General features: G+C 73.1%; 9 protein-coding genes. 7 read left to right on the top strand and 2 right to left on the bottom strand.

Annotation, left to right across the window (positions count from 1 at the left end):
- The first annotated feature begins 216 nt into the window (after positions 1–216).
- Together OG885_RS38685 and OG885_RS38680 are read left to right on the top strand one after the other, a co-directional pair.
- On the top strand, positions 217–3090 hold the full coding sequence (locus tag OG885_RS38685; RefSeq protein ID WP_405740073.1) for an SNF2-related protein: 2874 nt from the start codon (positions 217–219) through the stop codon (positions 3088–3090).
- Positions 3087–4376, top strand: coding sequence for an SWF or SNF family helicase (locus OG885_RS38680; RefSeq protein WP_405740070.1), 1290 nt, complete (start codon positions 3087–3089; stop codon positions 4374–4376). Before OG885_RS38685 ends, OG885_RS38680 begins: the two co-directional genes overlap by 4 nt.
- 90 nt (positions 4377–4466) lie before the next feature.
- Here OG885_RS38680 and OG885_RS38675 read toward each other — a convergent pair whose 3' ends face one another.
- Complete coding sequence (locus OG885_RS38675) at positions 4467–4718, bottom strand: hypothetical protein (protein ID WP_405740067.1); 252 nt, start codon at positions 4716–4718, stop codon at positions 4467–4469.
- Between the two features lie 463 nt (positions 4719–5181).
- Entirely contained in the window at positions 5182–6348 is a 1167-nt protein-coding gene (gene xylA, locus OG885_RS38670; protein ID WP_399960636.1) for a xylose isomerase, read from the bottom strand.
- Positions 6349–6487: 139 nt separating this feature from the next.
- On the opposite strand from xylA, the gene xylB reads away from it, so the two are divergent.
- From xylB to OG885_RS38645, 5 genes are all read left to right on the top strand, one after another.
- Positions 6488–7939, top strand: coding sequence for a xylulokinase (gene xylB / locus OG885_RS38665; RefSeq protein WP_405740064.1), 1452 nt, complete (start codon positions 6488–6490; stop codon positions 7937–7939).
- Between the two features lie 86 nt (positions 7940–8025).
- Complete coding sequence (locus tag OG885_RS38660; RefSeq protein WP_405740061.1) at positions 8026–9234, top strand: ROK family protein; 1209 nt, start codon at positions 8026–8028, stop codon at positions 9232–9234.
- Positions 9235–9393: 159 nt separating this feature from the next.
- Positions 9394–10023: an N-acetylmuramoyl-L-alanine amidase gene (locus OG885_RS38655; RefSeq protein WP_405740059.1), complete on the top strand. Its 630-nt coding sequence runs from the start codon at positions 9394–9396 to the stop codon at positions 10021–10023.
- 92 nt (positions 10024–10115) lie between these two features.
- The gene (locus OG885_RS38650) at positions 10116–11381 is read left to right on the top strand and encodes a GAF domain-containing protein (protein WP_405743076.1); all 1266 of its coding nucleotides are present in this window, start codon (positions 10116–10118) and stop codon (positions 11379–11381) included.
- Positions 11382–11458: 77 nt separating this feature from the next.
- On the top strand, positions 11459–12982 hold the full coding sequence (locus tag OG885_RS38645) for an aldehyde dehydrogenase family protein (protein ID WP_405740056.1): 1524 nt from the start codon (positions 11459–11461) through the stop codon (positions 12980–12982).
- Positions 12983–13113 lie beyond the last annotated feature (131 nt).

Below are 13113 nucleotides of genomic sequence, written 5' to 3'. Positions count from 1 at the left end.
CTGTCCTGAAAACGGGCCCGCGCCTCCCGCGGTTCCGCACCACGACCCTGAGACGTCCCTGAGGAGCGACCCCTACACGTCCCTGAGACGGGGGATACCCATCCTCCTGTCGAAGTGACCCGGCTCACAGCCGGGTCACGCCGGGTTCTTCCGGACGTTCCTGTACTCTCGGCCACCGCACATCGAGTAGTCAAACTTGAGGAGTGTCGCATTCCTGTGCCGAGGATTCCCGCGGCCACACCGTCCGAGATCTCCCGACTGGCCCGCTGCTGTGCCGTGTTCGTGCCCGGCGACCCGGCCCGCACCGGCCGCGTCGCCTTCTGGGACCCCGAGGGCGATGCCCCTCCCGGCGTCGCGTCGGGGACCGAGGCGGACCTGACCGTCGTCGTGCCCGGCGAGGAGGGCGTCGAGGCGGTGACCGTGCCGGCCGTGTTGTTGCCGGTGCCTTCGGCGCTGCCCGTGCTCACGCGTGCGCGTGCCGTGGCCGACGGTCACCGGGCGGCCGTGTTCTGGGGCACGGCCGCCGTGCACGCCCTCCAGCTGGCGGCCCGCGGTCTGCTGTTGCCGGGCCTGTCCGAGGGCGACCACGACGCCTGGCGGGCGGGTCCGCTGCGCGCCGAGGACGTGGAGCGCCTGCGCGCACTCGCCGCCGCGATGCCACCCGAGGCACACGCCACGCCTCTCGGCGATCACGAGCCGTCAGGCGGCGCCGCCGACCTGCGCCTGCCCGATCCGGAGCGGTTGCTGCGCGCCTTCCTGGACGCGGTGGCCGACGCCCTGCCCCGCTCCCCCGCCGCCTCTCTCGTGACGGGAGGCCCCGCCTACGCGGCACGCGAGCCTCAGCGCGTCCCCGAGTACCGCGCCTGGGCCGCCGATGTCGCCGCGGGCCACGACGCCGGAGTACGGCTGTCGCTGCGGATCGAGGTGCCCGGTCTTGAGGCGGCGGCGCAGGACCAGGAGGGGCTTGCCTTCCGCGCCGTACCGCAGGTGCACAGCGTGAGCGAACCGGGCCTGGTCGCGGACACGTCCGCGGTGTGGGCCGGCGCCCAGCAGGCGTTCGGCCCGCGCGCGCGGATGGACGCCCTGCTCGCGCTGCGCCGCGCGGCACGCGCCTGGCCCCCGCTGACGCCCCTGCTGTCGGCGACCGTGCCGGACGCCGTCGCACTCGCCGACGACGAGATCACCGACCTCCTCACGGACGGAGCCCGGGCACTCGGCGCCGTCGGGGTCGACGTGCACTGGCCCAAGGCACTGGCCCGCAAGCTGACGGCCCGCGCGGTGGTCGGCCCGCCGGACGAGGAGTCCGGTCCCACAAGGACCGTCGCGGACGGGCCGTCGTTCCTGTCCGCCGACGCGCTGCTGGCGTTCAACTGGTCGTTCGCGCTGGGCGATCAGCGGCTCACCCGCGCGGAACTGGACCGGCTCGCCGAGGCCAACCGCCCCGTCGTGCGACTGCGTGACCAGTGGGTCCTCGTCGACCCGCGGGAAGTGCACCGGGCCCGCGCCCAGCAGGACCGCAAGGTCACCCCGATCGACGCGCTCGCCGCCGCCCTCACCGGTTCCACGGAGGTCGACGGCCGCCGGGTCGACGTGGAGCCCACGGGGTGGCTGGCGGGCCTGCGGGAGCGGCTCGCGGACCCGGAGGCGCAGGAGCCCGTCGGACAACCCGCGGGGCTCGCGGCGACCCTGCGCGACTACCAGCGGCGCGGCCTCGACTGGCTGGCCCGGATGACCTCCCTGGGGCTGGGCTGCTGCCTCGCCGACGACATGGGACTCGGCAAGACCGTCACCCTCATCGCCCTGCATCTGCACCGGCAGACGGAGCCCTCGGCCGCCGGGCCCACGCTCGTGGTGTGTCCGACGTCCCTGATGGGCAACTGGCAGCGCGAGATCGAGAAGTTCGCCCCGGGTACGCCCGTGCGCCGCTTCCACGGGCCGCGCCGCGACCTGGGCGCCCTGGCCGACGGGGAGTTCGTCCTCACCACCTACGGCACGATGCGGCTCGACGCGGGCCGGCTGGCCGAGGTGTCCTGGGGCATGGTCGTGGCGGACGAGGCCCAGCACGTGAAGAACCCGTACTCGGCGACGGCACGGCAACTGCGTTCCCTCGACGCACGCGCGCGCGTGGCGCTCACCGGCACCCCGGTGGAGAACAACCTGTCGGAGCTGTGGGCCATTCTCGACTGGACGACCCCGGGCCTCCTGGGGCGTCTCGGCACCTTCCGCAGCCGGTACGCGCAGCCCGTCGAGGGCGGCCAGGACCCGGCGGCCGCCGAGCGGCTCTCCCGGCTCGTACGGCCCTTCCTGCTGCGTCGCCGCAAGTCCGATCCGGGGATCGCCCCGGAGCTGCCGCCGAAGACGGAGACCGACCGTGCCGTCTCCCTCACCACGGAACAGGCGGGGCTGTACGAGGCGGTGGTGCGCGAGACGCTCGCGGAGATCTCCGGCGCCGACGCCATGGCGCGTCGCGGGCTGATCGTGAAGCTGCTCACCGGCCTGAAGCAGATCTGCAATCACCCCGCGCAGTTCCTCAAGGAGGACCGGCCGACGATCGCCGGACGTTCCGGCAAGCTGGAGCTCCTCGACGAGCTGCTCGACACGATCCTGGCCGAGGGCGCGGGTGTGCTGGTCTTCACCCAGTACGTGCAGATGGCCCGCCTCATCGAGGGGCATCTGGCCGCGCGCGGGGTGCCCTCGCAGTTTCTGCACGGCGGTACGCCGATCGCCGCGCGCGAGGCGATGGTGCAGCGCTTCCAGGACGGTGAGGTGCCGGTCTTCCTGCTGTCGTTGAAGGCGGCGGGCACCGGGCTGAACCTGACCCGGGCCGAGCACGTCGTGCATTACGACCGCTGGTGGAACCCCGCCGTCGAGGCGCAGGCCACCGACCGGGCGTACCGCATCGGCCAGGACCGGCCCGTACAGGTGCACCGGTTGATCGCCGAGGGCACGATCGAGGACCGCATCGCCGACATGCTCAGCCGCAAACGGGAGTTGGCCGACGCGGTGCTCGGCACCGGGGAGGCGGCGCTCACCGAGCTGACGGACGCGGAACTGGCCGACCTGGTCGAGCTGCGAGGGGGCGCGCGATGAGCACGTACGACGAGACCGGGCCTTACGAGGAGACAACGGAGCGGACCTTCGCCGCGTTCCCGCCCGCGCAGGGGCGTGGCTTCGCGCAGACCTGGTGGGGGCAGGCCTGGTTGAAGGCGCTGGAGGACACCGCGCTCGACTCGCAGCAGGTGAAGACCGGCCGCAGGCTCGCGCGCGCGGGGGCCGTCGGCGCGGTGTCGGTGCGGCCGGGGAGGATCACCGCCGTCGTCCAGGACCGGGACCGCACCCCGCACCGGGCGGACGTGTTGCTGGAGGAGCTGTCCGGCGAGCAGTGGGACCGTTTCCTGGAGATGGCCGTGGAGCGTGCCGGGCACATCGCGGCGCTCCTGGACCGCGAGATGCCGCCGCACCTGGTCGAGGACGCGGCGGCGGCGGGCGTCGAACTCCTGCCGGGGCTGGGCGATCTGGAGCCGCGGTGCGACTGCGGTGCCTGGGACCACTGCGGGCACACGGCGGCGCTCTGCTACCAGGTGGCACGGCTGCTGGACCAGGACCCGTTTGTCCTGCTCCTGATGCGGGGGCGCGCCGAACGCGCCCTGCTGGACGCCCTCCAGGCCCGCACCGCCGCCCCTGTGCCGGTCGAGGCGGCTGACCCTCGGGAGGGTGTGGACGCGGCGGAGGCGTTCGCCGCCGGGGACATTCTGCCGCCGCTCCCGGAGCCGCCGGAGCTTCCCGACGGGCCGGGCATACCGCCGTCCCTGGACACCGAGACACCACCCCCGTCCGACGTCGACCCGGCCGCCCTGGAGTTCCTGGCCGCCCGGACCGCGGCGGAGGCGCAACGCCTGCTGATCGAGGCGCTGGGCGAACAGGGAGCCGGGGAGGAAGAATTGACGGTCGGACAGGACGCGGTCCGGCTGGCTCTCGGTGGCCCCGGCCCGGCCATGGCCGAGCGGCTGGCCGCGGGGTCGGGACGGGACAGGGAGGGCCTCGCGTCGGCCGTGCGCGCGTGGCGGTACGGCGGAGTGGCCGCGTTGTCCGTGCTGGAGGAGGAGCGCACGGTCGAGGGCGAGGAGCTCGCACGCGCGCGTGCCGTGCTCGACGCGGCGTGGGACGAGGACGAACGACCGTCGCTGACCGCGCGGGGCGACCGCTGGACCGTCACCGGCACCGGGAACCAGCTGCGCCTCGGGCGCGACGGCCGTTGGTGGCCCTACCGCGAGGAACGGGGACGCTGGGTGCCCGCGGGCGCCCCGGCCCAGGACCCCGCGACCGCGTTGGCGGCCGTGGAGGAAGCCCCTACGGGCGGTTCCGAGTCGGGATGACCGACGGCACGGGCGGGCTACCCGAGAGCGGTGAGGCATCCACCGTGGCCCTACGTGCGGCTCCCCCGTGGGAATCCGATCACGTCCGCGTCACGGCAGTTCACCGGCCTCCAAGGACGGGATGAGCGACTCCAGACCGCTCGGGAACTCGCTCGGCAGATCGGTCGGGAACTGCGAAGGCAACCGTGTCGGCACCTCGCTGGGGAGCTTGGTCGGCAGTTCGCTCGGCAGACTCGCGGAAGGGCGGGGCGAACTGCTCGCGCTCGCGCTGGGCTTGTCGCCGGGTGAGTCGTCGCCGCCGGACCCCATGAGGACGACGACGGCTACGGCCGCGCCGACCACGAGAACGGCGAGCAGGAGATACAGCGGGTTGCGTCGCGGGCCCGAAGGCGGCGGAGGAGGCGGAGGCGGTTCCCAACCCCCGTGGGAGGGCGGGCCGTTGCCCTCGGGAGGCGGACCGTACCCACCAGGCGACCCATGGCCCCCTGCTGAGCCGGAGCCGGGACCGAAGCCCTCGGGAGGCGGTCCGAATCCGCCGCCGGGCGGCGGAGTGCCACCCGGCGGCCCGGGCGGCTGAGGCGGTACGGGCGGCATGGCCATACCGTCCAGAGTCGCCGTGAAGCGGGCACGGCGCGACCCCCGCACGGAAGTTGATACGGACTCATGCAATGGACCGCATGATTCCGGAGCATTCCGTACGGAGGCCGGCCGCCCCGACACGCGCGCGTGCCTGACAAAACCCGCCGTACAAGAGGCGCGACGGGCCCACGCGCACGTGCGTCCACTACGTGCGCACGCGCACGGGTCAGCCGCGCGCGCCCAGCAGGTGGTCCATCGCGAGCTGGTCGAGCTGCTCGAAGGCCATACCGCGCGCGGCGGCCGCCTCCACGTCGAACTCCTCGAAGGCCGTACGGTCCGCGAGCAGCGCCTTCAGACCGTCCGCCGCCGTGGGCTGCGCCAGCTCGTCCAGACGCGCGGCGCGCAGCGCCTCCTGGACCGCGGGGTCGGCACGGAAGGCGGCCGCACGCTCCTTGAGGATGAGGTAGTTGCGCATGCAGCCGGCGGCCGACGCCCACACGCCGTCGAGGTCCTCGGTGCGCGGCGGCTTGAAGTCGAAGTGTTTCGGGCCCGCGTAACCGGCGCTCTCCAGCAGGTCGACCAGCCAGAAGGCGGCACGCAGGTCGCCCGCGCCGAAGCGGAGGTCCTGGTCGTACTTGATGCCGGACTGGCCGTTGAGGTCGATGTGGAAGAGCTTGCCCGCCCACAGCGCCTGCGCGATGCCGTGCGGGAAGTTCAGCCCCGCCATCTGCTCGTGGCCGACCTCGGGGTTGACGCCGTACAGCTCCGGGCGCTCCAGGCGCTCGATGAAGGCCAGCGCGTGGCCGACGGTCGGGAGCAGGATGTCGCCGCGGGGCTCGTTCGGCTTGGGCTCGATGGCGAACTTCAGGTTGTAGCCCTGCTCGGTCACGTACTCGCCCAGGAGGTCGAAGGCCTCCTTCATGCGGTCCAGGGCGACGCGTACGTCCTTGGCGCCGCCGGACTCGGCACCCTCGCGGCCGCCCCAGGCGACGTAGGTCTCGGCGCCGAGCTCGACCGCCAGGTCGATGTTGCGGATGACCTTGCGCAGCGCGTAACGACGCACGTCACGGTCGTTCGCGGTGAACCCGCCGTCCTTGAAGACCGGGTGCGTGAAGAGGTTGGTGGTGGCCATCGGCACCTTCATGCCGGTGGCGTCGAGGGCCTCCCGGAAGCGCTTGATGTGCCCCTCGCGCTCGCTGTCCGAGGACCCGAAGGGGATCAGGTCGTCGTCGTGGAAGGTCACACCGTGGGCGCCGAGCTCGGCCAGGCGCTGCACCGTCTCGACGGGGTCGAGGGCCCGCCGTGTGGCGTCGCCGAACGGGTCCCTTCCCTGCCAGCCGACGGTCCACAGGCCGAAGGTGAACCTGTCCTCGGGGGTGGGCTGGTAGTTCATGCCGCGGCTCCTACTCGCTGACGACTGTCCTCCACGACTATTTCGTCATGGCGGTTTACAAATTAGTATGCACACGCGTCTCAGGGAAGAGACAAGATGTCTCCAGAGGGAGACACGCCGCACATGAGGGAGAAACCCGATGTCAGCTGCCGAGGGTCCGCTCGTCGTCGGCGTGGACACGTCCACGCAGTCCACCAAGGCCCTGGTCGTCGACGCGTCGACCGGCCGGGTGGTCGCGAGCGGTCAGGCGCCGCACACCGTGTCGACCGGCGCCGGCCGCGAGAGCGACCCGCGTCAGTGGTGGGACGCCCTGGGCGAGGCCCTGCGCCAGTGCGGCGACGCCGCGCACGAGGCCGCGGCGGTGTCGATCGGCGGCCAGCAGCACGGCCTGGTCACGCTGGACGAGCGGGGCGAGCCGGTGCGCCCGGCCCTGCTGTGGAACGACGTGCGCTCGGCGCCGCAGGCCGCGCGGCTGATCGAGGAGCTGGGCGGCCCGAAGGCCTGGGCGGAGCGCACCGGCAGCGTGCCGGGCGCCTCCTTCACGGTCACGAAGTGGGCCTGGCTGGCCGAGCACGAGCCGGACGCGATCCGCGCGACGAAGTCGGTGCGACTCCCCCACGACTACCTCACCGAGCGCCTCACCGGTCAGGGCACGACGGATCGCGGTGACGTCTCCGGCACCGGCTGGTGGGCGTCGGCGACCGAGTCGTACGACGACGAGATCCTCGCCCACGTGGGCCTGGACCCGGCCCTCCTGCCGCGCGTGGTCCGCCCCGGCGAGGTGGCGGGCACCGTGCGGGACAGCCACGACCTGCCGTTCTCCAAGGGCACCCTGGTCGCCCCCGGCACCGGTGACAACGCCGCCGCGGCGCTGGGCCTCGGTCTGCGCCCCGGCACCCCGGTGCTGAGCCTCGGCACCTCCGGCACGGTGTACGCGGTGTCCCAGCGACGCCCCGCCGACCCGACCGGCACGGTGGCGGGCTTCGCCGACGCGCACGGCGACTGGCTGCCGCTGGCCTGCACCCTGAACTGCACCCTCGCCGTCGACCGCGTCGCCGCCCTCCTCGGCCTGGACCGCGAGGCCGTGGAGCCCACGTCCGGCGTCACGCTCCTGCCGTACCTGGACGGCGAACGCACCCCGAACCTGCCGCACGCCTCGGGCCTGCTGCACGGCCTGCGCCACGACACCACCGGTGGCCAGCTGCTCCAGGCCGCCTACGACGGTGCCGTCCACGCCCTCCTCGGCGCGCTCGACCTGGTCCTGGACGCGGACGCGGACGCGGACCGTTCCGCCCCGCTGCTGCTGATCGGCGGCGGCGCCCGGGGCCGGGCCTGGCAGGAGACCGTACGACGGCTGTCGGGGCGTCCCGTCCAGATCCCGGAGGCCAAGGAGCTGGTCGCGCTCGGCGCCGCCGCCCAGGCCGCCGGCCTGCTGACCGGCGAGGACCCGGCCGCGGTCGCCCGGCGCTGGAACACGACCGCCGGTCCCGTGCTGGAAGCCGTGGAGCGGGACGAGGCGACGATGGCGAGGATCTCCGGGGTACTCTCCGACGCGGCTCCGCTGCTGGAGCAGCCGACGGGGGGTCGTTGAGCACCCGCACCGATGACCGAGAACCGATGACCCATGACCGAGGGCCGACGACTGCGGGCCACAGGCACTGAGGGACTGACGCAGGCATGACCGCACCGCTGCACGACACCCACCCGGCCGGCCCCGGGCGCGCGCTGCCCGACACCCAGCAGGGCATGCGCCGGCGCAACCTGGCCCGGGTCATGCACGCGGTCAGCGCCGAGGGGCCGCTGTCCCGGGCCGCGGTCGCCTCCCGGATCGGGCTGACGAGGGCGGCCGTGTCGACCCTCGTCGACGAGCTCATACGCTCCGGCCTGCTGGAGGAGCTGGGGCCTGAGCGGCCGGGCCGGGTGGGCCGTCCGGGTTCGGCCCTCGCCGTCAGCGGGCACGGTCCGGCCGGGGTCGGCGCCGAGGTCGGCGTCGACCACCTCGCGGTCTGCGCGGTCGACCTGCGCGGCCGGGTGCGCGCCCGAGCGGAGCGGCACGGCGCGAACCGCGGCCGGCGTCCCGGGCCCGTGATCGAAGAACTCACGACACTGATCGACCAGGTCGTCACCGAGGCACACGGCGAGGGGCTGTGGCCGGCGGGGCTGGCGGTGGCCGTGCCGGGCCTGGTGGCCCGTGACGCCCGTACCGTCGTCCGCGCCCCGAACCTGGACTGGCACGACACGGACCTCGGGGCCCTCCTGCCCTCGGCCTATCCGTTGACCGTGGACAACGAGGCGAACTTCGGGGCGCTCGCGGAACTGTGGCTCGGGGACGAGACTCCGCACGACTTTCTGCACGTCTCGGCGGAGATCGGTATCGGCGCGGCGGTCGTCGTCGCCGGTGGGCTGCTGCGCGGGACCCGTGGCTTCGCGGGCGAGCTGGGGCATGTGCCGGTGCAGCCGGAGGGTCCGCCGTGCGCGTGCGGTGGTCGCGGATGCCTGGAGCAGTACGCGGGTGAGGAGGCGGTGCTGCGGGCCGCGGGTCTTGAGCCGGGCGAGGACCGTGTCGGGCTCCTCGCCGGCCGGGCCGCCGACGGGGACGAGCGGGTGCGCAGTGCGCTGCGCGAGGCGGGGGCCGCGCTCGGCGTGGCGCTGACGGGGGCGGTGAACCTGCTGGACCCCGAGAGTGTCGTGCTCGGCGGCGCGCTGTCCGGGCTCGCGCCCTGGCTGCTGCCCTCGCTGGAAGCCGAGCTGGACCGGCGTACCGCGGGCCCCGCCTGTCCGGTGTCCGTCTCGCGCTTCGGGCCCGAGGGGCCGCTGCTGGGTGCCGCGCACTCGGTGGTCCGCGGTGTCCTCGACGACCCGGCCGCGGTGGCCGAACGGGCCTGATCGCAGGGTCACTTCACCCCTGTGGGTGACCGGGATGTCCACAGCTGCGGCGCCGTCCACCGATACCCGCCGCGCCCTCCTGCCCGACCCGCCCTCGCCGTACCGTGATGCACGCGAGGCACACCGCCATGACAGCGGTCGGGAGACAAGGGGATGCGTATGTCGGGGGAAACGGTCACGGAGCTGCGGCACGTCGCTTCCATGCTCAGCCGGCGCCGGGTACTCAAGGGCGCCGCCCTCGCGGCCGTCCCCTACGCACTGCTCCCCGACGCCCGCGCGGGCGCGGAGACACACGCCGTGGACCACGCCACCGCCGAATGGCAGCCCGCGACCCGCGCCAACTACACGCCGGCGGACCGCGCCGCGCCCCGTCCCGTCGATCTCGTGATCATCCATGTCACACAGACCAGTTACCGCAAGACGCTGGGCGTCTTCCGGAGCCCCGCGAAGAAGGTCTCCGCGCACTACATGGTCCGCTCGTGGGACGGCAACATCGCGCAGTGCGTCCGTGAGGCCGATGTCGCCTGGCACGCGGGGAACTGGGACTACAACACCCGCAGCATCGGCATCGAGCACGAAGGGTGGGTGGACCAGCCGGCGTACTTCACCGACGCCCTGTACGAGCAGTCGGCGTCGCTCACGGCGGACATCTGCACTCGCCACGGCATCCCGATCGACCGGGCGCACATCATCGGGCACCACGAGGTTCCGGGCACGGACCACACCGACCCGGGGCCGCACTGGGACTGGGCGGGCTATCTGAGACGGGTCGAACGGGCCGCGCGGTGACGTCGTTCGGGTGACTGCGGTCGAAAAGGTTGTCCGGGCGCGTACCGGGAGTGACGATGGCATCAGCCGCATCGCCTTCCGGGGAGGCCGAGTTGACCGATCCGTGGGTGGCCCTGGAGCCGGGGGCCGACCCCGCCGAGCAGGCGCGCATGCTGCGCCGGGCGCATGAGACGTTCACCGAGGGGGGTACCGTGCCACGGCCGGTGCGCCCCGTGGTGGCGGACTCGTGGCGGCGTTCCGCGCGGGCCGGGGTCGGTCCGGACGGCACGGCGAGCGTGGAACTCATGGACGGCGACCTCGGCGCGTACCGGGCCGAGCATCCGCTGGCGCGGGTGATGCCGCTCTTCCGTGAACTGCTGGGCACCTTCGCGGCGGACGGCGAGCATCTGCTCGCGGTGTGCGACGCGCACGGACGGCTGCTGTGGGTGGAGGGGCATGCGTCGACCCGGCGGCGGGCGGACGGGATGAACTTCGTGCCGGGGGCGCGCTGGGCGGAGACCGCGGTCGGGACGAACGCGCCGGGTACGGCGGTCGCCGTGGACCGGCCGGTGCAGGTGTTCGCCGCGGAGCACTTCATCCGGCAGGTGCAGCCGTGGACCTGCGCGGCGGCTCCGGTGCACGATCCGCGTACGGGCCGGGTGCTCGGCGCCGTGGACATCACCGGTGGGGACGGGCTCGCGCATCCGCACAGCCTGGGGTTCGTGCAGGCGGTGGCACGGGCGGCGGAGTCCCAACTGGCGCTGCTCGCGCCGGAGACGCCCGCCACCGGCGTGCCCGAGCTCTCGGCACTGGGCCGTGACGAGGCACAGGTGCTGGTCGGCGGGCGCAGGATCCGGCTCAGCCGTCGGCACAGCGAGCTGGTGGTGCTGCTGTCCCGCCATCCGGAGGGGCTGACCGGCGACGAGCTGTTGTGCGCGCTGTACGAGGACGAGTCGGTGACCCCGGTAACGCTCCGGGCCGAACTGGCGCGGCTGCGCCGGGTGCTGGGTCCCGGGCTGCTGGCCTCGCGCCCCTACCGGCTCACGGTGCCTGTCGGGTCGGACGTCGCCGTGGTGGAGCGGCGGCTGGAGACCGGCGCGGTGACGGCGGCGGTGTCGGCGTACGCCGGACCGCTGCTGCCCTCCTCGCAGGCGCCGGCCGTGGTGCGGCTGCGGCAGCGGCTCGCGGACGGACTCCGTACCGCGCTGATCGCCCGCCGCGACCCCGACCTGCTGGCGGACTGGGTGCACACGCCGTGGGGCGAGGACGACTTCGACGTATGGCGGGCGCTGGCGGCGGCGCGGCCGACGGCGGCGGTGCGGGCCCGGCTCGCGGCCTTGGAGTCGGAGCTCGGCTGGCGGCGGCCGGTGGCAACGTAGTTGCAACGTCCGTTTCCCTAGCCTCGCGCCGAGAGCTGCCCAACGGCGGGCAGCGCTTCGCAGGGAGGCAGACCAGCATGACCCGTTACGCGGCGCCCGGCACCGAGGGCGCGATCGTCTCCTACCAGGCGCGCTACGACCACTTCATCGGCGGCGAGTACGTGCCGCCGGCCCGCGGGCAGTACTTCGAGAACCCGTCGCCGGTGAACGGGCAGCCCTTCACCGAGGTCGCGCGCGGTACGGCGGAGGACGTGGAGCGGGCGCTCGACGCGGCGCACGCGGCCGCTCCGGCCTGGGGCCGTACGTCGGTGACCGAGCGGTCCGACATCCTGCTGAAGATCGCCGACCGCATGGAGGCGTATCTCGAACCGCTGGCGGTCGCGGAGAGCTGGGAGAACGGCAAGCCGGTGCGCGAGACGCTGGCGGCCGACATCCCGCTCGCCATCGACCACTTCCGGTACTTCGCGGGGGCGATCCGCGCGCAGGAGGGCTCGCTCGGCGAGGTCGACGACGACACGGTGGCCTACCACTTCCACGAGCCGCTGGGCGTGGTCGCGCAGATCATCCCGTGGAACTTCCCGATCCTGATGGCGGTCTGGAAGCTGGCCCCGGCGCTCGCCGCGGGCAACGCGGTCGTCATCAAGCCGGCCGAGCAGACGCCCGCCTCCCTCCACTACTGGATGAGCCTGATCTCGGATCTGCTGCCGCCGGGCGTGGTCAACATCGTCAACGGATTCGGCGTCGAGGCGGGCAAGCCGCTCGCGTCCAGTCCGCGGGTGGCGAAGGTGGCGTTCACCGGTGAGACCACGACGGGGCGGCTGATCATGCAGTACGCCTCGGAGAACATCAAGCCGGTCACGCTGGAGCTCGGCGGCAAGTCGCCCAACATCTTCTTCGACGACGTATGGGCGCGGGACGACGACTTCCGCGACAAGGCCCTCGAAGGCTTCACCATGTTCGCTCTCAACCAGGGCGAGGTGTGCACGTGCCCGTCCCGTGCGCTCGTCCAGCGGGGCAACTACGCCGAGTTCCTTCAGGCCGCGGTCGCCCGCACCGAACTCATCAAGCCCGGCCACCCCCTCGACACCGACACGATGATCGGCGCGCAGGCCTCCAACGACCAGCTGGAGAAGATCCTCTCCTACCTCGACATCGGCCGTCAGGAGGGGGCGAAGGTCCTCACGGGCGGCCAGCGCATCGAGTACGACGGCGAGTTGAAGGGCGGCTACTACGTCCAGCCGACGATCTTCGAGGGCGACAACCGGATGCGGATCTTCCAGGAGGAGATCTTCGGCCCGGTCGTCTCGGTGGCGTCCTTCGACGACTTCGACGACGCCATCAAGATCGCGAACGACACGCTGTACGGCCTCGGGGCGGGCGTGTGGACCCGGGACATCAACACCGCCTACCGCGCGGGCCGCGCGATCCAGGCGGGCCGCGTCTGGACCAACTGCTACCACGCCTACCCGGCGCATGCCGCCTTCGGCGGCTACAAGCAGTCCGGGATCGGCCGCGAGACACACAAGATGATGCTGGAGCACTACCAGCAGACCAAGAACCTGCTGGTGAGCTACTCGCCCAGGAAGCTCGGCTTCTTCTGAGCGGAGCAGAAGGGCACGACAGAAGGGCGCCCCACCGGGACCGTTACCGGTGGGGCGCCCTTCCGCTGTGCTCGTGGCCGAGCGACCGGACGAAACGTGATCTGCGCCACAGGTTGAAATTGAGCATGCAA

The organism is Streptomyces sp. NBC_00028 (assembly GCF_045041065.1).
Classification (GTDB): Bacteria; Actinomycetota; Actinomycetes; order Streptomycetales; family Streptomycetaceae; genus Streptomyces.
The sequence above is the reverse complement of the archived record's forward strand: the minus strand, read 5'-3'. Positions and strand labels throughout refer to the sequence as shown.

Bases quoted from the DNA above. Each gene is read 5' to 3' on its own strand.
- OG885_RS38680 (WP_405740070.1), top strand. From the start codon at position 3,087: ATGAGCACGTACGACGAGACCGGGCCTTACGAGGAGACAACGGAGCGG.
- xylA (WP_399960636.1), bottom strand. From the start codon at position 6,348: ATGAACTACCAGCCCACCCCCGAGGACAGGTTCACCTTCGGCCTGTGG.
- xylB (WP_405740064.1), top strand. From the start codon at position 6,488: ATGTCAGCTGCCGAGGGTCCGCTCGTCGTCGGCGTGGACACGTCCACG.
- OG885_RS38660 (WP_405740061.1), top strand. From the start codon at position 8,026: ATGACCGCACCGCTGCACGACACCCACCCGGCCGGCCCCGGGCGCGCG.
- OG885_RS38655 (WP_405740059.1), top strand. From the start codon at position 9,394: ATGTCGGGGGAAACGGTCACGGAGCTGCGGCACGTCGCTTCCATGCTC.
- OG885_RS38645 (WP_405740056.1), top strand. From the start codon at position 11,459: ATGACCCGTTACGCGGCGCCCGGCACCGAGGGCGCGATCGTCTCCTAC.